Genomic DNA, 21,218 nt, shown 5'->3' on the forward strand with positions numbered 1-21,218 from the left:
TGGCCCGGTGGCCCGGTGGCCCGGTGGGTGGATGGGTGGGCTGGGTCTGGGCTTGGTGTGGGTGCGGGGGTGGGTTGGGTGGGCCTTGCGGGGGCCTCTTTCCTTGTTGTTTCGGCAACGATTACGGAGTGTAGTTTTGTTCCCGGGTTCGTTACGGAGTGTGGTGGGGGCGGGCGTGGGCCAGGAGGATGGAGGCCAGGGAGGGGGTGTGGCAGGCGGCACGGTCGAGGGGGCGGAGGGGGCGCGGGACGTCGTGGTACGGGGCGCCGGCGATGCGGATGACGTCGAAGCCGGACGCGGTGAGGAAGGCGCGGAGGGCGCGGGCGGTGTAGAGGCGTAGATGGCCGACGACCTGGGTGCCCGGGCGGCCGTGGATGGCGCGCAGGCTGACCTCGGAGAAGACGGGTTGGATGCCCGCGAGGAGTAGGCCGCGGTTGTACCAGGCGGCGAGGTTCGGGGTGGAGAGCAGCAGGTGGCCGCCCGGGCGGAGGACGCGGCGGAGTTCGTCCAGGGCGGCGTCCGGGTCGACGAGGTGCTCGATGACCTCGCTGAAGAGGATGGCGTCGGCCGAGCCGGTCGCGAACGGTAGTCCGCCGTCGGTGAGTTCGCCGCGTACCACGTGTCCGATGTGGGCGGCGGCGCGGCGGAGGGCGTCCTGGGACCAGTCGACGCCGATGACGCGGTGGCCGGTGAGGGAGTCCGCGGCGGTGGCGGCTGCGGTGCCGTCGCCGCAGCCGATGTCCAGGACGGTGGCGGGCGGGGCGCCGGCGCGTACGGGGCCGAGGGCGTGTGCCAGGAGTCGGGCCTGTCGTCGGCTTCGGGCGTGGCCGGACGCGACCGGTACTGCCGGGTTCTCGTAGAAGCTCCGTAGGGCGGTCATGGGGTGCCTGCTTCGGGCCGGGGTGCGGCGCCGTCCGGTGGTCGGTAGGCGGTGGCGGCGAGGGAGGAGCGGAAGAGGGCGAGCAGGTGGGCGGCGGCCGCGTCGTCGAGGAGCGCGCGGGACCAACGGAGCGCGAGGTGGATGCGGTTGCCGTCGTGGGTGGAAGCGGTGGTGATGCTCAGGCCGCGGGGCATCCGGGCCGGTGCGGAGAACCACACCGCGGTCGCCCTGCCTCCGGTGTCGCCGAAGTCCAGGGGGTACGGGATGCGGCCGATGTTGGAGAGGAGGGTCGTGGGCGTCCAGGGGGTGGCGAGGGAGCGGAGGGCGCGGGTGAGGGCGCGGCGTGCCCCGATGGGGAGGGGGAGGGAGGTCAACAGGGTTGCTGGTAGGCCGAGTTGGCTGCCTGGGGGCGTCGACTTCAGGGCGCGGGTGCGGGCGGCTGTTTGGTGGAGAAGGGCGGTGAGGGGAGCAGGGGGAGCGGTGGGAGCGGTGGGGGGTGGGGGGAAGGGGACGGGGGTGAGGCGGGTGCCGTTGCCGATGGGCATGTGGGGGCCTCGTGGCCGGTCGTCGATGGGCATGGTGATGACGACGGGGGCGGTGGGGCGGGCGTGCAGCTCGTTCCAGCAGGTGGCCATCAGGTAGGTGGCGACGAGGAGTTGGTCGTTGACGGTGTAGGGGGGCCGTGTGTCGGTGGTGGGGTGTGGGGGGCGGGTGGGGATGGGGAGTTCGGTGAGGAGCATGCCGTTGCCGGGGCAGGTGGATCGCGCTGGGTGAGTGGATCGTTCTGGGTGAGTGGCTTGTTCTGGGCGGGTGGTTTGGGGGGCTGGGGGTGCCTCGTTTTCTGCGGGTGCCTCGTTGTGGTGCGGAGTTCTCGCTGGTGGAGTCCCGTTGTGTTGTCGGGTGGGTTCGTTGTGGGTGTGGGGTGTGTTGCGGGTGTTGTGGGCGTTCGTTGTGGTGGTTGTGTCGTGGGTGGGGGTGGGGGTGGGGGTGGGGGTGGTGTGGTCGGGGGCCAGGCGGGCGGGGCGGGTTAGGGGCCTGGGGCGGTAGTGGGGTGGTGGGGCTGGGGGCTCCGGGTGGGGGGTGGGTGTGGGGGCGGTGGTTGGGGCGGGTGACGGGGTGGTTCCGCCGTACAGTTCGGCGGCGGTGGCCAGGATGCGTAGGCAGGCCGGGCCGTCCAGGGCGGTGTGGTGGACGGTGAGCAGCAGGACGGTGCCGGCGGTGGTGGGCGGTTGGTGGTCCTCGGTTTGGTTGACCTTGGTTTCGTTAACCCTGGTTTCGTTAACCCTGATTTGGTTGTCCTCGGTGGTGTGTGGGGGCTCGATGACCTCCAGGCGGACGGGCGGTGCGGCGTCCAGGGGAGGACAGTCGGTGAGCGCGCGGGTCCGGGCGCGGGCGAGGGCGTCGGGGCCCGGGGGTGGGAAGGCGACCGGGTCCACGTCGGGGGTGGGGGTGAGTTGCCAGGTGTAGTGGCGGTGCCACCAGCGGGTCGGTACCTGCCGCATGAGGACGCGCGGATGGCGGGCCAGGGCCTGGTGGAACGCGGTGCGTAGCCGCTCGTGGTCGAGTCGGCCGGGGAGGTGCACTTCTATGTGGACGGTCTCCGGTTCGTCGTCCTCCAGGCAGTGTCGGGAGATCTCGTCCACGAGGGGGAAGGGGATGCGGGGGAGGGGGAGGTGGGGGATGTGGGGGAGGTGAGTGGGGTTACGGGTGGGAGTGCTGGGAGGGCTGGGGGTGTGTGGGCGGGCGTCGTGGCTCTGAGGTGGGTCGGGTCGGGCCGGTTGTAGGGCGGTCATCGTGGGGTGTCCTCCTGGCTGGTGGGCGGTTGGAGGGTGCCCGGTGGCCGGCTCGTTCCCGGTGGCCGTGTCGTACCTGTCGGCGGCGAGGTGTGCTGCGGTGGCGCGGTGCCCGTTGGTGGCTCGGTGCGCGGCGGGGGCGCGGTGCGTGATGGCGGGGGCGTCTCTGGCGGACCCCCAGATGGACTGTCAGACGGACCCCCAGGCGGACCGTCAGCCAGCCCTCCAGTTGGTCCCTCAGCCGGCATCCCGGCTGGCATCCCGGCTGGCCTCCCGGTGTTCTGCTGGAGGTGTTCCCAGCCGCGGCGCGGCAGTGGTGGGCGTCCGGTCGGGGCGCCGGCCGGACGAGCGGCATCGGTAACGGCAGGATCCGCAGGGCCTACAGGGCCCGCAGGGTCCGCAGGCGTGACGCCCGTACCTCTGATTCCTGTACCGGTGACGCCCGTACCTCTGACTCCCGTGCCGGCGATGCCCGTACCCATAGGAGCGCTGCCGGTCCCGTCCGTGGCGGTAGGGGTGCCGGGCGTGGGCGTCGGCAGGGTGATGACGGCTGCCGTGAGGGCCAGGAGGGCCAGGGCCTGGGCGAGGGTGCTGAAGGCGCCCTCGTGCTCGGCGACCGGGCGGCCGGCGCCGAGGGCGGCCGTGATGCCGGCGGCGAGCATGGCGGTGCCGGCCAGTGGTGTCAGTGCCCGGGGCCGGAGTCGGGCCAGCAGGGCCAGGGGCGCGACGATCAGTGCGTACGGGCCGGCGGCCATGGCCAGTACCGCGGTCAGGGCCAACGTGCCCAGGACCCAGGACGGGGCGGGTGGTTGCTGCGGGGTGGGCGGTGGGGTGCGGGGGGTGCGGCGGATCAGGGCGGCGGCGAGGAGCAGGGCGATGCCCAGGGCGCCGCCGATGAGGCCCAGGTGGTAGAGGGTGGCCGGGGTGTAGGTGAGTTCGACGGTGCCGCCGGCGCCGGCGGGGACGAGGAACGCCTGTTGCCAGCCGTCGATGCGGAGCGGGGTGAGTTCCTGGCCGTTGAGGGTGGCGTGCCAGCCGTCGTTGGCGTTCTCGTGGACCTGGAGGTAGGCGGCCCGGCCGGCGCCGAGGGTGACGGTGCGGTGGTCGCCGGTCCAGTCCTTGACGGTGGCGGTGCGGGCCGGCGCCGGGGTGGCGACGTGGGAAGGGCCGGAGGAGCGGGTGCCGACAGTGGACTGGGAGTCGGTGGACTGGGCGCCGGTGGTCTGGCCCACCTCCTGGGCACCGGCGGACCGGGTGCCAGAAGACCGGGTGTCAGCGGTCTGGGCGCCGGCGGTCTCCGGCCCCCGGTTGAGCGTCACATCCGTGAGGGCCAGCGGGCCTTGGTCGCCGGCCTCCACGCGGTGTTGGCCGGCGCGCAGGAGCAGGCGCCCGTCGGTTACCGCGGGGCCGCAGGGCTGGACGGTCAGCGGGCGTCGGTCGGTGAGGTCGCGGACCGCGCCGCTGGCCTTGGTCGCGTACAGGATGCCGTCGACGGCGAGCATCGGGCCCTGGCCGCAGGGGAGGGAGAAGCGTTTGCCGGGGTCCGGGCGGGGGGTGCGGTAGGCGTCGAGGGCCGGGACGTAGACCTCGCTGAGGCCGACCGGGAGTTGGAGGGCCTGGCCGGCGACGGGATTGCTGAGGGTGAGTTCCTTGACCTTGCTGATGGTGATGTCGAGGCGGTCGGTGGTGATCGGGTCGAAGCGGGCCAGGCCGTTCTCGTCGACGCCGGCGGTGGCCGCGCCGTAGGGCGAGTTGAGTTGGATCTGTTCGGGGCGGGTGGAGATGCCGCCGGCCGCGGCCAGCACGATCTGGTCGATCTTCTTCTTGCCGGGCCAGCGCAGGTGGATGGTGGGTTTGGCGCCGGCGATCCAGGCGGTCGTCAGGTCCCCGTCGACGAGGTTGCGGGGGCTGAGGGACTGGCCGAAGCCGAAGCTGGTGGAGTCGGCGGTGGCGGTGATGCGGTCCTTCTGCTCGGGGGCGATTCTGTCGAGGAGTCGGTCGAGGGCGGGACCGGGGACGGCGAGGGCGGTGCCGGTGACCGCGTACGGGGCGGTGCGGCCGGTGCTGAACTGGCGGTGCAGGCCGACCTCGGCGGAGACCGGGGAGAGGCCGCCGGGGTCGCTGCCCCGGTGGAGGGAGATGGTCTCGGCAGGGGCGTCGGACTTCGCCGCGTCGGTGGGGAGTTGGAGCATCCGGGTGACCTGGACGCCGGGGATGGAGATGTCGGTGAAGCCGGCGCCGGAGAGTCCGGCGCGCGGGGATTGTGAGCCGGTGATGGTGAGTTGGAGCCAGGTCGCCTTGCCGGGTGGGGCCTTGATCTGCTGGCGGGAGCCGTCGGGGCGGAGGGGGCTGTCGGCGCTGCCGCGGTCGGTCTGGACGCGGACGGCGGTGGGGGCGGCGCGCAGCCCGTCGCCGGGGAGGGGGGTGACGGACAGGGTGGCGGGGAGGGTGGTGGGGGTGGTGAAGGCGATGCGGATCCACTGGCCGACGGGGTTGCCGGCGCTGCCTTCCGCCCAGGCCGTCCCGGGGTTGCCGTCGAAGGCGTTGACCGGGTCGTACTGCGGCAGGTGGAAGAGCCAGTTGCCGCTGGAGGAGGCGGTGACCGAGGCGGCGCCGCGGAGGACGGCGGTGGTCTGGTGGTCGATGCCGGCGGTCGGGAGGATCTGCCGGGGTGGGCGGCCGGGGTCCTGGACGCTGCCGGGGAGGTTGGTCTCGTCGGCGGTGTAGGTGTAGGAGGTGTTGCTGTTGACCAGGCCGAAGCGGGTGTCGGCGCGCCGCAGTCCGTCGGCGGTGAGCTGGAGCGGCGGGGTGCCGATGCCGGGGTGGCGGTCGCCGGACAGGACGGTGGCCCGGTTGCGCAGTGTGGGGTCGGCGGAGAGTTGGAGGAGGGCTTCCGGGCCGCCGCTGAGCTGGGCGGTGTCCGCGGCGGCGGGGGCGGTGACGGGGCCGGGCTCGGGGACGTCCTGCGGCCGGTAGATCTCGACGGCGCGTTGGCGCGGGTAGAGGCCCTGGACCTGGAGGGGTGCTTCGGCGGGGATCCGGCCGGCGGTGGTGAGCGGGCCGAAGGCGGCGGCCTTGCGGTAGCCGGATGCCTCCAGGGTGCGTTCGACGGTTTGCGGGGGGACGTAGCCGATCTGGTCGGGGTCGAGGTCGTTGCGGACGACGACGTCGTGGAGGCCGGCCCGGTGCAGGTAGTCGCGCAGGCCCGGGACTTCGGCGCCGGTGAGCAGGGCCTGTTCGACGGCGTCCAGGGCGCGGCGGGAACCGGGGGTCCCGAAGGGCACGAAGTCGCGCTGCGCCCAGGGGGATCGGGCGAGCACGTCGAGGGGGTCGTCGATGGGGGAGCCCCAGGTGAACAGGCCGTGGGCGGTGGCGGGGACGACCAGGGCGCGGCTGCCGTGGGTGTGGTCCTTGAGCCAGCCGGCGGTCTGCTGCCAGTAGGCGGGGAGTTGGCGGAAGGCGCCGGGCTGGAGGACGGCCCCGTTCAGGTACGGCAGGGCGAGGGCGGGCAGGACGAGGAGCGCGGTGAGGGCGGCGGGCAGCCGGCGGGTGGGTGAGTGGGTCCCGCGCCGCCCGGTGCGTGCCCACCGGGCGGTGCCCAGGAGGTGGGCCAGTCCCAGGGCGAGGGCCAGAGCGAGGCCGGGGGTGAACTTGTAGATGTTGCGGAACGGGCGCAGCCAGCCGTTCAGCCAGTCCTGCCAGGGGCCGTGCAGCGGGCCGCCGAGGGCGCCGCCGTAGCCGGCGAGGGTGATCAGGGCGACGGTCAGCACGGTCAGCAGCAGCCAGCGGCGTTCGGGCAGGTCGCGGCGGGCCAGGCCGGCCAGGCCCAGGGCGGCGGCGAGTGCCGAGCCGGCGACCGCGACGGCGTTGCCGGTCAGGGTCCAGCCGGCGGGCAGCCACGGTTTGCCGAAGTTGAGGTAGCCGACCCAGTTGCCGGCGCCGCGCAGGAGTTCGGTGGCGGACATGGTGCCGGTGGTGGTGTCGGCCTGTTCGATGAACGGCATGAAGTTCTCGCCGTGCAGGCCCAGGAGGAGCAGGGGGATCGCCCACCAGGCGGTGGCCAGGACGACGCCCGGCAGCCACCAGGAGAGCAGGGCGCGGCGGCGGGGTCCGGTCCGGGAGAGCAGGTAGAGCAGTGCGGGGAGGAGGGACGCGAGGGTGGAGGCGGCGTTGACGCCGCCCATGCAGGGGATCAGCAGTGCCGAACGGGCCGCCGCGGTACGGGCGGTGAGTCGCGGGTCGGTGAGCGGCAGCAGTACCCAGGGCAGCAGCGCGCCGGGCAGTGCGGCGGCGGAGGTGGAGCCGACGACGAGGGTGAAGGCGGGCCACAGGGCGTAGCAGGCGGCGGCCAGGAGCCGGGTCGGCGGGGTGCCGGTGCGGAACCGTTCGGCGAGCCGCAGGGCGCCCCAGAAGGCGGTGGTGACGATCAGCGACATCCACAGCCGTTCGGCGAGCCAGACGGGCAGGTGGATGAGGTGGGTCGCGCCGTAGTAGGGGAGGGAGGGGAAGGCGTAGCCGACGTACTGGTCGGCGAGGCCGCCGAAGCCGGCCCGGTCGTGCCACAGCTGCCCGAGGTCGGTGAGGAACCGCCAGGGGTCGGTGGCCACGCCCAGTTTGGTCTCGAACGTCATCTTGCCGGGCGAGGGGGCCAGGAACGCGACCAGGGTGGTCGCCCAGAAGGCCAGTAGCCAGCGCCTGCGCCGGGGGGCGTCGGGCGGTGGGGCGGGGGCGGTGGCCTGGGTGCCGCCGGCGTCGGGCGCTCCGGGGGACGGGGACATCTTCAGCGTCTGGGTCATGGCAACCGCCGGAGGATGAGGAGGAGGTTCCAGGTGGCGATCTCGCGGACGCCGGGGAGGCGGGGAATGGTCTCGGCGAGGAACGGCGCGTAGCGGGAACGGGCGGTGACGATCGCGATGTCGTCCCGGGCGCGGACCTGCCGCAGGGTGCGGCCGACGTGCACGGCGAAGAGGTTCTCGCCCAGGGTGTGTTTGGCGGGGCGGCCGGTGCGCCGGTGGTAGCGGCGGCGGGCGCGTTCGGCACCGAGGTAGTGCCAGGGCGCGGTCTCGTGGCCGCCCCAGGGGGAGAGCCAGTTGGTGAACGCCAGGTAGATCAGGCCGCCGGGTCGGGTGACCCGCACCAGTTCGCTGAGGAAGGTCTGCGGGTCGGCTACGTGCTCCAGGACGTTGGAGGAGAAGCAGACGTCGGCGGTGCCGTCGGCGAGCGGCAGCAGGTAGCCGTCGGCGCGCACGGCTCCGTCGGGGGTCCGGCCGCGGGCGGTGAGTTCGGCGGTGTCGGGTTCGAAGAGGTAGCCGTGGGCGCCGCGGCGGCGGAACTCCTCGGTGAAGTGGCCGCTGCCGCCGCCGATGTCGGCGACCAGCGCGCCGTTCAGCGGGGCGTACCGTTCGACCTGGTCGGCGGCGTCCCGGGCGAGCAGCCGGTAGCAGTGGTCGGGGTCGGTCGGTTCGTTCAGGAAGGCCCGGAAGAGGGCGAGGGACCTGCGCAGCGAGGGGTCGCGCACGGGGCGGTCACCGCCCGGGGAGCGGCTGGAGGTACGCCTCCGCGGCGACTGCCCGGAAGCTGCGGACGGTCCGGCTCCATCTGAAGCGGGCGGCGCGGTCGGCCGCGGCGGCGCCCAGGGCGTGCCGTCGCGGGGCGCTCAGTGCCAGGGTGCACCAGTGGGCGGCGAAGGCGCTCTCGCCGCGTGCCAGCAGCCCGGTGGTGCCGTCCTCGACGGAGTCCCGCAGCCCGGGGATGTCGAAGCCGAGGGTGGGGGTGCGGCGCGCGGCGGCCTCCATCACCACCAGGCCCCAGCCTTCGACGAGGGAGGGGTGCAGCAGTAGCCAGGCGGAGCACAGCAGGTGGTGTTTGTCCCGCTCGGAGATCCGGCCGGTGAAGGTGACGTCCGGGCCGGCCAGCGTGGTCAGCCGGTCGCGTTCCGGGCCGTCGCCGACGATCACCAGTCGGCCGCCGGTGACCGGCCGGACCCGTTCCCACAGCCGCAGCAGCAGGTCGATCCGCTTGTACTCGACGAGTCGGCCCATGGCCAGGAACAGCGGTTCGGGGTCTTCGGGGACGAGCGGGCCGGGTTCCTCCACACCGTTGTGGACGAGCCGGATCCGGTCCGGTGCGACGCCGAGTTCCCGGAGTGCGGTGGCGGTCGAGTCGGAGACCGCGACCATCAGGTTGCCGCGGTGGGTGCCGGCCAACGCCCAGTGCTCCAGGCGGCGGCCGAGCCGGGCGGCGGGTGCCGGGTAGCGCATCCGCCACAGGTCGGTGTGGACGTGGTTGACCAGGCACAGGGTCGGGCCGCGGTGCCACAGCGGCGCGAGGTACGGCATGCCGTTGCAGACCTCGACCAGCAGGTCGCAGCCGCCGGTCCGGCGCGTCACCTGGCGGGGGACGCGCAGGAAGTGGCCGGCGTCGCCGCCGGCGGAGACGACCCGGTAGTCGCGGTCGGCCGTCGGCCCGCCGCACACCAGGGTGACCTGGTGCCCGTACGCGGTGAGCCCGTCTGCGATCCGGTCCACCAGCAGCTCGGAGCCGCCGGCGGCGGGGTTGCGCAGGTCGCGGCGGGCCAGGAACACGATCCGGCGGGGGAGCGGGGCAGCGCCCGCGGCCGGGGGTGCGGTCGGAGCGGTGGCCGCGGACGGCGTGGGGAGGGCCGGTGGTGCGGGCGGGACGGGCGCGGGGGGCGCGACGGGCAGGGGTGGGGAGGCGGGTACATGCTGGGGCATGTGCGATCCAACTCGTCTCAGGGTGCGGTACCTGCGGTGGGGGACGTACTGCGTGCTGAGTCGTGCGGGTCGTGCGGGTCGTGCGGGTCGTGCGGGTCGTGCGGGACGTGCGGGACGTGCGGGGTGAACGGGTTGAACGGGCGGTGCGAGTCGTACAGGTCGTACGGGTCGTACGGGTTGAACGGGTCGTGCGGGGACGGTTCGGTGCGGGGGCGTGTTCCGGGTGGGAGGACAGTTTTCGCGGCCGGGCGGGGCCGCGGCTACTCACCGGGGTGACAAAATCCGCTCCGGTCCCACCCGTTGACTCGTCACGCCGCTGAGAATCGGCCACCTCGCCGGCCGCCGCGGGCCACCAGCACGCCACCGGCCACCGCGAGCGCCCCACCGGCCGCGCCGGCGGTCACCGGCAGGGTCCGTCCGACCAGGGCCAGCTTCTCGCTGTCGGCCTGCGCCAGGGCGATCTGCGCCCGGCGGGTGGCGGGGGTGAACGCGAGGTTCCGGGCACGGAGGAGAACGACCGCGTCGCGCCGGGAGCCTGGTGCTCGGAGCGTCTTGACCGGCGAGATCGACGCGTCGACGATCCGACCGGTGCGCTCCTCGACGACCAGGCTGATCCCGGTGTTGGCGTACCACTCCTCGGCCTGGATCTGGGCCTGCCCGGGCCGGCCGACCAGACGCCCGGGGACCTGCCGGGTGCCGGTCCGGGTGGCCGGCACGGTCCCGGTGAGGCGGTAGCCGGTGCCCCCGGGCAGCCGGGTGGTGCCGGCGAAGCGGAGCGGGACGGCCGCGCCGAGGGTGTCGTCCCACCAGCGGTACGTCTTCTTCTCCACTGCGAAGGGGAACTTGAGGTAGGCGTCCCCGTCGAAGCGGGACGGGTTCTCCCCGCAGCAGTGCACCGGGGCGTTGCTGCGCCGGTCGGTGACCCAGCGGCCGGTGGTCCACTGGAACGCCCGGCGCGGGTCCTTCAGCGGCAGCGTGCGCGGGGTGTCGACCGTCGTGGACACGTCCCAGACCGCCCGCCCGCTCTGCTCGCTCGCCGCGACATCGCCCAGCACGTGCCGGGTGATGGTGATCCGCTGCCGGTCCCGGGTGGTCAGCGCCCCGGTGTCGAAGTAGCTGCCGGTGCCGGTGAAGACCGTGGTGACGTCGACGTCGACGGGGGTGACCGCGGCCCGCGGCGTCACGTACCAGGCCAGCAGCGGGGCCAGCACCAGCAGGAACACGCCGACGCCCAGGACGGCCAGGGCGAGCGGTGTGGCGGTGCGGGCGGCGGGGGCGGGGGCGGGGGCCGTGGGGTCCGCCGCGGGACGGCCGAGATGCCTGGATTGACGCATACGAGCACTCCTGGAAGCGGTGAGGGGAACACGCCCTGGTGCACGTGCGGCGCCGCGACGCGGCGTCATGGGCCGGGAACGTAAGCGAACCCTTGACAGCGCGTCAATGCCCTTCCACACTCGGCAGGCACCGTGACCGAAGCGGCGCCGCGCAGTGGGAACGCGGCACCGCCGCCGGTCTTCCGAGCCGTTGGGCCTGTGGGCCGCGGGGCCGCAGGCCGTCCGCCCCGCGGCCGTCCGCATCTCGACGTGCTCCTCCTGTGCCGCTCTCCGGTACCGGCTCGCGCCGCTCTCCCGGTACCGGCTGCCGACGAAGGGACGCCGCGCCATGCACCGCACGCTCGCCGCCGCACTGACCGCACTGGCCGCCGCCGCCCTGGCCGTGGGCGCCGCGCTGGGCATCGTCGCCGCCCTGGAAGCCACCCCCGAGCAACCGAACGTGCCGCTGGTGACCTTCGGCCGGCCCGGCGCGTAGGGCCGGCCGTGGTGACCGCGGTCCGTTCGGCGTGGCGGGAGGTCCCGCCCCCTCAGGTGCGCCGGTTCGCCGCCCTGGCACTGGAGGAAGTCCCCGCGCTGGCGCAGGAGATCTTCCGGGAGATCCGCCACGAGTACCCCCAACTCCCCTTGGTTCCGGACGAGTCGGGGCAGCCGAGGGCCCTGGTGGGCATCCGCCAGTCCCTGGAGCACTTCGTCGCGCACCTGACCGCGGGCCTGGACCGGCCGCACGTCCACCCGCGCGTCTTCCAGGAGTTCGGCCGCGGCGAGGGCATCCAGGGCCGCAGCCTGGACGTCCTCCAGGCGATCTACCGGCTGGGGGTGCGCCTGGCCTGGCGGCGGCTGGCGGAGATCGGTCAGCAGGTCGCCATCCCGGCCCCCGCCATGTACGAACTGGCCGAGTCCGGCTTCGAGTACCTCGACGGGCTGGTCGCCGAATCCGTCCGCGGCTACGCGGAGGCCGCCGCCCGCCAGGCCGGCGAACGACTACGGATGCAACGCCGCCTGATGGACCAACTCTTCGCCGAGCCGGACCCGGTGGCCCGCGAGGGGCGACGCCACCACCGGAACGGCGCCCGCCGGAGCCCTCCCCCGGACCCCGGCGACCTGCCTCCGTCCCCGCCCCCGGCCTCTCCCTCGCTCTCGTTATCTCCCTCGCCCTCCACCTCGCCTTCGTTCCAGCGGGGGCACTCCCAGGGCCGCGGGGACCCTCGTCCGCTGCTCGCCGAACGCGCCCGGTCGATCGACTGGCCGCTGCCTGAACGGGTCGCGGTGGCGGTCCTGTTGCGCCCGGACCGGGAGGCGGTGGCGCCCGCGGTGGCCGACGGGATCCTGCTGGACATGGAGTGCGAACGGCCCCGGCTGGTGGTGCCGGATCCGGAAGCCCCGGGCCGCCGTGAACTGTTGGCCCGCGCCGCGGCCGGCTGGTCGGGCGCCATCGGCCCCGCCGTGCCACTGCTGGACGCCGGGAAGTCGCTGCGCTGGGCGGCCTCCGCGGTCGACCTGATGGAGCGCGGACTGCTGCCCGCCGGCGAACTGCTCCAGTGCACCGAGCACACCGAGGCACTGGTCCTGCTGCCGCCCGGCGAGCTGATCGAGGACCTCACCCGCCGCCGCCTGGCCCCGCTGGACGACTGCGGCCCCACCCACGGCCGGCGGCTCGCCGAGACCCTGCTCGCCTGGTTGGAAACCCGCGGCGGCGCCCCCGAGATCGCCGCCCGCCTCGGCGTCCACCCGCAGACCGTCCGCTACCGCCTCCGCCAGATCCGCGAACTGTGGGGCAACGACGTCGACGACCCCGACCGCCGCTTCGAACTCGAACTGGTCCTACGCGCCCAACGGTTACGGGGGAAACTCGGGTAGGAGGGACGCAGGCCGGGGCGCCGCCACGCCCGCCCGGCACCTGGACCGGGCCTTCGCCAGGAGACGGGCGGCGACCACCGGGCCGCCGCTCCCGCCGCCGTCAACTCCACGTCAGCTGAAGTCGAATTCCCCGGTGCGGGTCCGCTTCAGCTCGAAGAACCGGTCGTAGCCGGCGAGCAGCCGGGCACCGTCGAAGACCCGCACCGCGTCCTCGCCCCGGGGGATCGCCATCAGGACCGGGCCGAAGAACGCCACCCCGTCGATGTGGAGGGTGGGGGTGCCGACGTCCTCGCCGACCGGGTCCATGCCCTCGTGGTGGCTCTTGCGCAGCGCGTCGTCGTAGGTGTCCTGCTGGGCGGCGCGGGCCAGGTCGGCGGGCAGTCCGACCTCGGCGAGCGCCTCCTCGATGACGGCCGCGGTGTCCTCCCGGCCCTCCTTGTGGATCCGGGTGCCGAGCGCGGTGTACAGGTCGCGCAGCACCTCCTCGCCGTGCTCCTGGGCGGCCGCGATGCACACGCGCACCGGGCCCCAGCCGGCGTCCAGCAGCTCGCGGTACTTCTCCGGGAGGTCCTCGCGGCCTTCGTTGAGCACGGACAGGCTCATCACCCGGAACCGCAGGTCGATGTCCCGGAGGCGTTCCACCTCCAGGATCCAGCGGGAGGAGATCCAGGCGAACGGGCAGATGGGGTCGAAGTAGAAGTCGACGGTGTGGCGGGTGGGGCTCTGGTGCGTCATGCGGTCCAGGTTAAGGCGCCACCGGCCCGGCCGGTCGGGGCACTCCGCCGCGGCAATCCTGGGCCAATTCCGCCGCCGGCGGTCCGCGGCCCGGCGCCGCCTGCGCGTCCGCCCGGCCCCGCTCGTCCGCCGGATCCGGTCACTCCCCGGCGTCGCCGGGCTCCCCGGCCTGCTCGACCACCTCCAGTGCGTCGCCCAGCCCCAGCATCCGCTGGAGCAGCTGCTTGAGCAGGGTGCGCTCGGCGGCCGTCAGCCGGCCGAGCGGCTCGCGGGCGAAGTCCAGCGAGGTGCGCAGCCGTTCGGCCGTCGCCTGGCCCTCGGCGGTCGGGACGGCGATCTTGACCCGGCGGTCGGCCGGATCGGGGCGGCGCTCCACCAGGCCGCGGGACTCCAGGCGGTCCACGATGCCGGTCACGTTCGACGGCTCGCACTTCAGGCACTGGGCGAGCTTGCGCATCGGCAGCGGCTCCATCGCCAGCAGTCGCAGCAGCCGGGCCTGCGCGCCCGTGAGGGCGTGCTCGGCCGCGGCGCGCTCGTACTCCTCGTGGAAGCGGGCGACGACGGTGCCGATGAGATCGACCACCTCGACGGTCAGCGGGTCTGGGCGCGCAGTCATACACACCAGGATACCCAATTGCTTGACAAGCTGAAATATTCAGGCGCATTATTGTTTCAGTACCTGAAGCATTTGGAGGATGACGCTCATGTCCGCACCGCTGCCTACGACCAGTCGCGAATGGCACCTCGTCGCTCGCCCGCAGGGCTGGCCCACCCCCGACGACTTCGCGCTCCGTGAGGCTGCGCTGCCCGAGCTCGCCGACGGCCAGATCCTCGTCAAGAATCTCCACTTCTCCGTCGACCCGTACATGCGCGGCCGGATGAACGACGTGAAGTCCTACGTCCCGCCCTTCCAGCTGGACCAGCCGATGGACGGCGGCGCGGTCGGTGAGGTCCTCGCCTCGCGCGCCGAGGGCGTCGCCGTCGGCGACCACGTCCTGCACGGTCTCGGCTGGCGCGAGTACGCCGTCCTGGGCGCCGACCGCGCCGCGAAGGTGGACGCCTCGCTCGCCCCGCTCACCGCCTACCTCGGCGTCCTCGGCATGCCGGGCCTGACCGCGTACGCGGGCCTGCTGGCGGTCGCCGACTTCAAGGAGGGCGACGCCGTCTTCGTCTCCGGCGCGGCCGGTGCGGTGGGCAGCGAGGTCGGCCAGATCGCCCGCCTCAAGGGCGCCTCCCGGGTCATCGGCTCCGCCGGCTCCGACGAGAAGGTCCGCCTGCTCACCGAGGAGTACGGCTTCGACGCCGCCTTCAACTACAAGAACGGCGACGTCACCGAGCAGCTCAAGGCCGCCGCCCCCGACGGCATCGACGTCTACTTCGACAACGTCGGCGGCGACCACCTCGAAGCCGCCATCAGCACGCTCAACGTCCATGGCCGGGTGGCTATTTGCGGCATGATCTCGATGTACAACGCCACCGAGCCGAGCTGCGCCCCGCGCAACATGCCCCTGGTGATCGGCAAGCGCCTCCGGTTGGAGGGCCTGCTGGTGAGCGACCACCAGGCGCTCCAGCCGCAGTTCGTCGAGGAGGTCTCCGCCTGGATCCGCTCCGGCGAGCTGAAGTTCTCCGAGACCAAGGTCTCCGGCATCGAGAACGGCGTCGAGGCGTTCCTCGGCCTGCTCCGCGGTGCCAACACCGGGAAGATGATCGTGAGCCTGGCCGACTGAGTCCCGGACCACGGGGCGGGGCGCGGCGGCGCAGAGCGGGAGGGCCCGGGGCGGTGTCCGGCCCGGCCTCCTCCCCGGCGCTCCGGTGCCCGCCCCGCGTCCGGTGGCCCACCCCCTGGATGATCACCGCGGGTTAACCTCGCGACCATGAACCACCGGAAGCGCAAGAAGCTCGCCAACCGCCTGGTCGCGGCGGCGGCGTTGGAGGGAGCCGCTGAGGTGGCGGCGCTGCTGCGGGCCGGGGTCGACCCGGCGGCGGCCGACGCCGACGGCACCACCCCGCTGTACGCGGCGTCCGTGCACGGCGCCGCCGACAGCGTTCGCGTACTCCTGGCGGCGGGCGCCCCACCCGACGCCGAGAGCAGCGGGCTCGGCCAGGAGGGCACCCCACTGTGCGCCGCCGCCTGCTGGGGCCATGCGGCAGCCGTGCGCGAACTGCTCGCGCACGGCGCCGATCCGCAGCTCCGCGAGGACCACGGCACCGGCCTTGCACCGCTCGACTGGGCGCTGGCCGGCCCGCACCCGGAATCCGTCGCCCTGCTCCGGGCGGCCGGCGCCACCCCCGGCGGTGCGGCGGGCGCCCCGGCCTCCGCACTGTGAGACTCGCCTCCCGTCGTCGCGCCTCCGCCCGTTAGGCTCAGCGGCAAGCCGTCGCGATGCGTGGGCGCGAGTCGCGGCGAACCACAGGAGGATCCGGTATGTCCATCCAGACCGTCGACGTCGTCTACACCGCCGTCGCCACCACTGAGAACGGCCGCGACGGCCGCGTCGCCAGCGACGACGGCAAGCTCGACGTCGTCGTCAACCCGCCCAAGGAGCAGGGCGGCAGCGGCGCCGGCACCAACCCGGAGCAGCTCTTCGCGGCCGGTTACAGCGCCTGCTTCCAAGGCGCGCTCAGCGTCGTCGCCCGCCGGGAGAACGCTGACGTCTCCGGCTCCCGGGTGACCGCCAAGGTCGGCATCGGCAAGACCCCGGAGGGCGCCTTCGGCCTCGCCGTCGAGATCGTCGCCTCGATCCCCAACGTCGACGCGGCCACCGCCAAGGACCTGGTGGAGAAGGCGCACCAGGTGTGCCCCTACTCCAGCGCCACCCGCGGCAACATCGAGGTCACGCTGACCGTCGCCTGAGGCGATTCGGGCAGCTGACGCGCGGCCTGAGGGGCCGCACTCGGCACCGGCAGAACGAGGGCCGCACTCCCGTCGGGGGTGCGGCCCTCCGCCGTTCCCGCGCCCCGGAGCACTGCCCCGCCCGGCGCCCGATGTGGCGCAGGCCACATGTGCGCGGCCTTGACGCACCTGCCGTGTAATCGATTACGTAGCCCTCACGCGAGACGCGTAATCGATTTCACGACGGTAGGGCGACAGGACGGCGACGGAGCCATGGCGAACATCAAAGACGTGGCGGAGCGGGCGGGAGTCTCCGTCGCCACCGTCTCCCGGGTCCTCAACGGCAACAGCCCGGTCGCCGAAACCCGCGAGCGGGTGCTCGCCGCCGTACGGGAACTGGGCTACCGCCCCAACAACGTCGCCCGCGCCCTGCGCACCGCCCGCACCGGCGCACTCGGCCTGGTGATCAGCGACCTCACCAACCCGTTCTTCACCGAACTGGCCGACGCCGTCGAGGACGCCGCCCGCGGCCTCGGCTACAGCCTCGTCATCGGCAACGCCGGCGAACGCCCCACCCAGCAGGACGACTACATCCGCACCCTGCTCGACCGCCGGATCGACGGGCTGCTGGTCAGCTCGGCCGGCACCGGCTCGGCGATGCTCCGCGAGGTCGTCGCCTCCGGCACCCCGCTCGTCCTGCTGGACCGCGCCGTCCCCGGCATCGACGCGCCCTGCGTCCGCGCCGACGGCCGGGCCGCGCTCACCGACCTCGCCGCCCACCTCGCCGCGCTCGGCCGCCGCCGCCCCGCGATCATCGTCGCCCCGGCCGGCACCCCCACCGGCGACGAGCGTCTGGAACTCTTCCGCACCGCCCTGGCCGGGCACGGCATCGCGCTCCCCGACGAGCGGGTCGGCGCCACCCCCGACCTCCAGCCCACCGGCGGCCGCCGGGTGATGCGCGACTTCCTGGACCTGCCCGAGCCGCCGGACGCGGTGCTGGCTACCGACAACCTCATGGCGCTCGGCGCGATGGACGAACTCCGCGCCCGCGGCCTGCGGGTCCCCGACGACATGGCGCTGGTGGTCTACGACGACGTGCCGTGGTTCGCGCACACCGATCCGCCGCTGACCGCCATCGCCCAGCCCACCCGCGACCTCGGCCGGGCCGCCGTGCGCACCCTGCTGGAGCGCATTGAGGGCCGCCCCGCCGCGTCGGCGCTGCTGCCCGCCCGACTGGTGCCGCGCCGCTCCTGCGGCGAAGTGCCGACCCACTGACCCCACCCGCCCCGCCGCATCGGAACGGTCCCACCCGACCCGTCCGCCCCGTCGGGACCCACCGCCGCAAGACCGTCCGGGCACACCGCCCGGAGACCACCCGCCAGCCGAGGAAGACACCGAGGAGAGAGGGGCAGCGCATGACCGGCGTCAACGACGACGTACCGGGCGGCCGCGAACTGCTGCGCGTCGAGGGGGTGACCAAGGCGTTCCCCGGCGTCCGCGCGCTGGACGGCGTCGACCTGAGCCTGCGCGCCGGCGAGGTGCACGTCCTGCTCGGCGAGAACGGCGCCGGCAAGAGCACCCTGATCAAGATGCTCTCCGGCGCCCACCGCCCGGACAGCGGCCGCATCCTCGTCGACGGTGGTGGGGCAGGCGCGTCCGACGGGCTCCACGAGGTGCAGATCCGCTCCGCGCAGGACGCCGAACGGCTCGGCATCGCCACCATCTACCAGGAGTTCAACCTCATCCCCGGGCTGACCGTCGCCGAGAACATCTTCCTGGGCCGCCAACCGCGCACCGCGCTCGGCCTGGTCGACAAGAAGACCATGCGCGCCCGCGCCGCCGACCTGCTGCGCCGGGTACGCCTCGACGTCTCCCCGAACACCCCGGTCGCCGAACTCGGCATCGCCCGGCTCCAGATGGTGGAGATCGCCAAGGCGCTCAGCCTGGACGCCCGCGTCCTGATCATGGACGAGCCGACCGCGGTGCTCACCTCCGAAGAGGTAGAGACGCTCTTCGGCATCGTCCGCGAACTGCGCGAAGCCGGCGTCGGCATCATCTTCATCACCCACCACCTCGACGAGATCGGCGCCCTCGGCGACCGGGTCACCGTCCTGCGCGACGGCCGCTCGGTCGACGAGGTGCCCGCCACCACCGGCGAGGACGAACTGATCCGGCTGATGGTCGGCCGGGACATCGCCGAGCAGTACCCCCGCCGCCGCCCCGACGAGCCCGGCGCGCCCCTGCTACGCGTACGGGGCCTGACCCGGCACGGCGCCAAGGGCACCGGCGGCGCCCCGGCCCGGCCGGTCTTCGAGGGCATCGACTTCGAGGTCCGGGCCGGCGAGGTGGTGGGGCTGGCCGGGCTGGTCGGCGCCGGCCGTACCGAGGTCGCCCGGGCGGTCTTCGGCGTGGACCGCTACGACGCCGGCGCCGTCGAGGTGGCCGGTGCGCGGCTGGTCCGCGGTGACGTCCGGGCCGCGATGCGGGCCGGACTGGGGCTGGTGCCCGAGGACCGCAAGGGCCAGGGCCTGGTCCTGGACGCCTCGCTCCAGGACAACCTGACGCTGGCCCGGCTCGACCGGGACACCCGCGGCGGGCTGGTCGACCGACGCGGCCAGCGGCGCGAAGCGGCCGCCGTCGCCGGGCAGTTGAAGGTCCGGATGAGCGGCCTGGGGCAGTACGCCCGCACCCTCTCCGGCGGCAACCAGCAGAAGATCGTCATCGGCAAGTGGCTGCTGGCCGAGACCCGGCTGCTGATCCTCGACGAGCCGACGCGCGGCATCGACGTCGGCGCCAAGGTCGAGATCTACCAGCTCATCAACGAGCTGACGGCGGCCGGCTGCGGGGTGCTGATGATCTCCAGCGACCTGCCCGAGGTGCTCGGCATGAGCGACCGGGTGCTGGTGATGGCACAGGGCCGGCTGACCGGCGAACTCCCCGCCGACGAGGCCACCCAGGACGCCGTGATGGAACTGGCGCTCCAGTCCCCGCACGGTGCCGGGGACGGCACGCACACGAACGAGAGCGCGATGGAGGGCTCCGATGTCCGCTGACGTGAAGACAGCAGCCGCCCCGCAGGCGGCGGGTGGGGGACCGGCCCCGGACGGCTTCGGGCCGTGGTTCTCCCGGGCCGTCCTGCGGAACGGCCCACTCGGCGGCCTGATCGCCCTGGTCGTGGTGATGGCGGTGCTGTCCGGGGACTTCCTCAACGGGCAGAACCTCCTCAACGTCGGCGTGCAGGCGTCGGTCACCGCGATCCTGGCCTTCGGCGTAACCTTCGTGATCGTCTCGGCCGGCATCGACCTGTCGGTCGGCTCGGTCGCCGCCCTGTCCGCCACCGTCGTCGCCTGGGCCGCCACCAACGAGGGACTGCCGGTCTGGCTCGCGGTGCTGCTCGGCCTCGCGGTCGGCGCGGCCGCCGGGCTGCTCTCCGGCGCCCTGGTCGCCTACGGGAGACTGCCCGCCTTCATCGCCACGCTCGCGATGCTGTCGGTCGGTCGCGGTCTGGCCCTGGTCATTTCCGGCGGCACGCCGATCCCCTTCCCCGGTGCGGTCAACGCGCTCGGCGGCACCCTCGGCGGCTGGCTGCCGGTGCCCGTCCTCGTCATGATCGTGATGGGGCTGGTCGCCGCGTTGATCCTGGCGCGTACGTACTCCGGCCGCGCGATGTTCGCGATCGGCGGTAACGAGGAGGCGGCCCGGCTCTCCGGCATCGACGTCAAGCGCCGCAAGCTCGTGATCTACGCGCTGTCCGGAGTGTTCGCCGCGGTCGCCGGCATCGTGCTGGCGGCCCGGCTCACCTCCGCCCAGCCGCAGGCCGCGGGCGGTTACGAACTCGACGCCATCGCCGCCGTCGTGATCGGCGGGGCCAGCCTCTCCGGCGGCTCCGGCAAGGCGTCCGGCACCCTGATCGGCGCGCTGATCCTCGCCGTGCTGCGCAACGGCCTCAACCTGCTGAGCGTCTCGGCCTTCTGGCAGCAGGTCGCCACCGGTCTGGTGATCGCGCTCGCCGTCCTCCTGGACACCCTGCGGCGCAGGAGCGCGCGATGAGGCGACGCACGGCACTGCTCGGCGCGGCCCTCGCGGTCGGCGCCCTCGCCCTGGCCGGTTGCGACCGCGGCGGCAACACCGACCTCGGTCTGGCCCTGTCCACGATGAACAACCCGTTCTTCGTCGGCATCAAGAAGGGCGCGCAGGCCGAGGCGGACGCCCGCGGACTGCACATCAACATCACCGACGCACAGAACGACCCCATGCAGCAGATCAACCAGATGGAGACCTTCACCAGCCAGCAGGTGAAGGCGGCCATCATCAACCCGGTGGACTCCGACGCCGCTGTCCCGGCCGTCGGCGTCGCCAACCGCGCCAAGGTGCCGGTGATCTCCATCGACCGCGGCGTCAACGGCGGGCAGGTCGGCTCGACCATCGCCTCCGACAACGTCGCCGGCGGTCGGCTCGCCGCCAAGACCCTCGCCGAGGCCCTCGGCGGCAAGGGCAAGGTGGCCTTCCTCGAAGGCCAGCCCGGCACCTCCGCCGCCCGTGAACGCGGCCAGGGCTTCGAGGAGGGCATCAAGCAGTACCCGGGCATCGAGGTCGTCGCCCGACAGCCCGCGGACTTCGACCGCACCAAGGGCATGGACGTGATGTCCAATATGCTCCAGGCGCACCGCGACATCGGCGGGGTGTTCGCCGCCAACGACGAGATGGCACTCGGCGCCTCCAAGGCGCTGGGCGCCCGCTCCGGCAAGGACGTGAAGGTGGTGGCCTTCGACGGGACCCCGGACGGGGTGCGCGCCGTCCGTGCCGGCACCCTGACCGCCACCGTCGCCCAGCAGCCCGAACTCCTCGGGAAGCAGGCCGTGGATTGGGCGCTGAAAGCGGCCCGCGGGGAGCAGTTGCCGCGGATGGTGAAGGTGCCGGTGGTGCTGGTGACGGCGGCCAACGCCGCCACGTTCGGCGGCTGACAGTGCCGCCGGGCGGCGGCACACAGGAAGAAACGGGAAAGCGGCGTATGGACACGAGAGAACGACGCCCGGACAGAGAAGAGGAACG

Annotated in this window: 15 protein-coding genes and 1 pseudogene; 8 read left to right on the forward strand and 8 right to left on the reverse strand. The window is 73.6% G+C overall.

Annotated features, from left to right (window positions below; genetic code table 11):
- Positions 1-151 precede the first annotated feature (151 nt).
- The 6 genes from ACO0M4_RS25920 to ACO0M4_RS25945 all read right to left on the reverse strand — a co-directional run bounded on the left by ACO0M4_RS25920 (position 152) and on the right by ACO0M4_RS25945 (position 10,741).
- Positions 152-880 (reverse strand): class I SAM-dependent methyltransferase, encoded by a 729-nt coding sequence (locus tag ACO0M4_RS25920; RefSeq protein ID WP_430373308.1) that lies wholly within the window; start codon positions 878-880, stop codon positions 152-154.
- Entirely contained in the window at positions 877-2,673 is a 1,797-nt protein-coding gene (locus tag ACO0M4_RS25925) for a condensation protein (RefSeq protein ID WP_430373309.1), read from the reverse strand. The genes ACO0M4_RS25920 and ACO0M4_RS25925 overlap by 4 nt, the downstream gene beginning before the upstream one ends.
- Entirely contained in the window at positions 2,670-7,469 is a 4,800-nt protein-coding gene (locus ACO0M4_RS25930; protein ID WP_430373310.1) for an alpha-(1->3)-arabinofuranosyltransferase domain-containing protein, read from the reverse strand. Before ACO0M4_RS25930 ends, ACO0M4_RS25925 begins: the two co-directional genes overlap by 4 nt.
- Positions 7,466-8,191 (reverse strand): class I SAM-dependent methyltransferase, encoded by a 726-nt coding sequence (locus ACO0M4_RS25935; protein WP_430373311.1) that lies wholly within the window; start codon positions 8,189-8,191, stop codon positions 7,466-7,468. Before ACO0M4_RS25935 ends, ACO0M4_RS25930 begins: the two co-directional genes overlap by 4 nt.
- A 7-nt stretch (positions 8,192-8,198) precedes the next feature.
- Positions 8,199-9,407, reverse strand: coding sequence for a glycosyltransferase family 4 protein (locus ACO0M4_RS25940; protein WP_430373312.1), 1,209 nt, complete (start codon positions 9,405-9,407; stop codon positions 8,199-8,201).
- A 308-nt stretch (positions 9,408-9,715) separates the two neighbouring features.
- The gene (locus tag ACO0M4_RS25945) at positions 9,716-10,741 is read right to left on the reverse strand and encodes a DUF3068 domain-containing protein (protein WP_430373313.1); all 1,026 of its coding nucleotides are present in this window, start codon (positions 10,739-10,741) and stop codon (positions 9,716-9,718) included.
- Positions 10,742-11,069: 328 nt separating this feature from the next.
- Between ACO0M4_RS25945 and ACO0M4_RS25950 the strand changes: the two genes are divergently transcribed.
- Positions 11,070-11,216 (forward strand): hypothetical protein, encoded by a 147-nt coding sequence (locus ACO0M4_RS25950; protein WP_167739071.1) that lies wholly within the window; start codon positions 11,070-11,072, stop codon positions 11,214-11,216.
- Positions 11,217-11,224: 8 nt separating this feature from the next.
- On the forward strand, positions 11,225-12,598 hold the full coding sequence (locus ACO0M4_RS25955; RefSeq protein WP_430373314.1) for a helix-turn-helix domain-containing protein: 1,374 nt from the start codon (positions 11,225-11,227) through the stop codon (positions 12,596-12,598).
- Between the two features lie 111 nt (positions 12,599-12,709).
- Here the strand turns inward: ACO0M4_RS25955 and ACO0M4_RS25960 are convergent, their stop codons facing one another.
- The gene (locus ACO0M4_RS25960; RefSeq protein ID WP_430373315.1) at positions 12,710-13,333 is read right to left on the reverse strand and encodes a disulfide bond formation protein DsbA; all 624 of its coding nucleotides are present in this window, start codon (positions 13,331-13,333) and stop codon (positions 12,710-12,712) included.
- Between the two features lie 139 nt (positions 13,334-13,472).
- Positions 13,473-13,949, reverse strand: a complete 477-nt coding sequence (locus ACO0M4_RS25965; RefSeq protein WP_430373316.1) for a MarR family winged helix-turn-helix transcriptional regulator — start codon at positions 13,947-13,949, stop codon at positions 13,473-13,475.
- An 88-nt stretch (positions 13,950-14,037) separates the two neighbouring features.
- On the opposite strand from ACO0M4_RS25965, the gene ACO0M4_RS25970 reads away from it, so the two are divergent.
- From ACO0M4_RS25970 to ACO0M4_RS25995, 6 genes and pseudogenes are all read left to right on the forward strand, one after another.
- Positions 14,038-15,060: an NADP-dependent oxidoreductase gene (locus ACO0M4_RS25970; RefSeq protein ID WP_430373317.1), complete on the forward strand. Its 1,023-nt coding sequence runs from the start codon at positions 14,038-14,040 to the stop codon at positions 15,058-15,060.
- Between the two features lie 147 nt (positions 15,061-15,207).
- Positions 15,208-15,660 (forward strand): ankyrin repeat domain-containing protein, encoded by a 453-nt coding sequence (locus ACO0M4_RS25975; protein ID WP_430373318.1) that lies wholly within the window; start codon positions 15,208-15,210, stop codon positions 15,658-15,660.
- 98 nt (positions 15,661-15,758) lie between these two features.
- Positions 15,759-16,187, forward strand: coding sequence for an organic hydroperoxide resistance protein (locus ACO0M4_RS25980; RefSeq protein WP_430373319.1), 429 nt, complete (start codon positions 15,759-15,761; stop codon positions 16,185-16,187).
- Positions 16,188-16,439: 252 nt separating this feature from the next.
- A complete protein-coding gene (locus ACO0M4_RS25985; protein ID WP_430373320.1) occupies positions 16,440-17,441 on the forward strand; it encodes a LacI family DNA-binding transcriptional regulator in 1,002 nt (333 codons plus the stop codon).
- Between the two features lie 140 nt (positions 17,442-17,581).
- Positions 17,582-19,219, forward strand: coding sequence for a sugar ABC transporter ATP-binding protein (locus ACO0M4_RS25990; RefSeq protein ID WP_430373321.1), 1,638 nt, complete (start codon positions 17,582-17,584; stop codon positions 19,217-19,219).
- Positions 19,209-21,130 (forward strand): annotated as a pseudogene (locus tag ACO0M4_RS25995) (ABC transporter permease/substrate-binding protein). Before ACO0M4_RS25990 ends, ACO0M4_RS25995 begins: the two are co-directional and overlap by 11 nt.
- The last annotated feature ends 88 nt before the right edge of the window (positions 21,131-21,218 follow it).

The organism is Streptomyces sp. RGM 3693 (assembly GCF_050471125.1).
Taxonomy (GTDB): domain Bacteria; phylum Actinomycetota; class Actinomycetes; order Streptomycetales; family Streptomycetaceae; genus Streptomyces.

Bases quoted from the DNA above. Each gene is read 5' to 3' on its own strand.
- ACO0M4_RS25940 (WP_430373312.1), bottom strand. From the start codon at position 9,407: ATGCCCCAGCATGTACCCGCCTCCCCACCCCTGCCCGTCGCGCCCCCC.
- ACO0M4_RS25990 (WP_430373321.1), top strand. From the start codon at position 17,582: ATGACCGGCGTCAACGACGACGTACCGGGCGGCCGCGAACTGCTGCGC.
- ACO0M4_RS25950 (WP_167739071.1), top strand. From the start codon at position 11,070: ATGCACCGCACGCTCGCCGCCGCACTGACCGCACTGGCCGCCGCCGCC.
- ACO0M4_RS25985 (WP_430373320.1), top strand. From the start codon at position 16,440: ATGGCGAACATCAAAGACGTGGCGGAGCGGGCGGGAGTCTCCGTCGCC.
- ACO0M4_RS25930 (WP_430373310.1), bottom strand. From the start codon at position 7,469: ATGACCCAGACGCTGAAGATGTCCCCGTCCCCCGGAGCGCCCGACGCC.
- ACO0M4_RS25920 (WP_430373308.1), bottom strand. From the start codon at position 880: ATGACCGCCCTACGGAGCTTCTACGAGAACCCGGCAGTACCGGTCGCG.
- ACO0M4_RS25975 (WP_430373318.1), top strand. From the start codon at position 15,208: ATGAACCACCGGAAGCGCAAGAAGCTCGCCAACCGCCTGGTCGCGGCG.
- ACO0M4_RS25945 (WP_430373313.1), bottom strand. From the start codon at position 10,741: ATGCGTCAATCCAGGCATCTCGGCCGTCCCGCGGCGGACCCCACGGCC.
- ACO0M4_RS25980 (WP_430373319.1), top strand. From the start codon at position 15,759: ATGTCCATCCAGACCGTCGACGTCGTCTACACCGCCGTCGCCACCACT.
- ACO0M4_RS25925 (WP_430373309.1), bottom strand. From the start codon at position 2,673: ATGACCGCCCTACAACCGGCCCGACCCGACCCACCTCAGAGCCACGAC.
- ACO0M4_RS25965 (WP_430373316.1), bottom strand. From the start codon at position 13,949: ATGACTGCGCGCCCAGACCCGCTGACCGTCGAGGTGGTCGATCTCATC.
- ACO0M4_RS25960 (WP_430373315.1), bottom strand. From the start codon at position 13,333: ATGACGCACCAGAGCCCCACCCGCCACACCGTCGACTTCTACTTCGAC.
- ACO0M4_RS25970 (WP_430373317.1), top strand. From the start codon at position 14,038: ATGTCCGCACCGCTGCCTACGACCAGTCGCGAATGGCACCTCGTCGCT.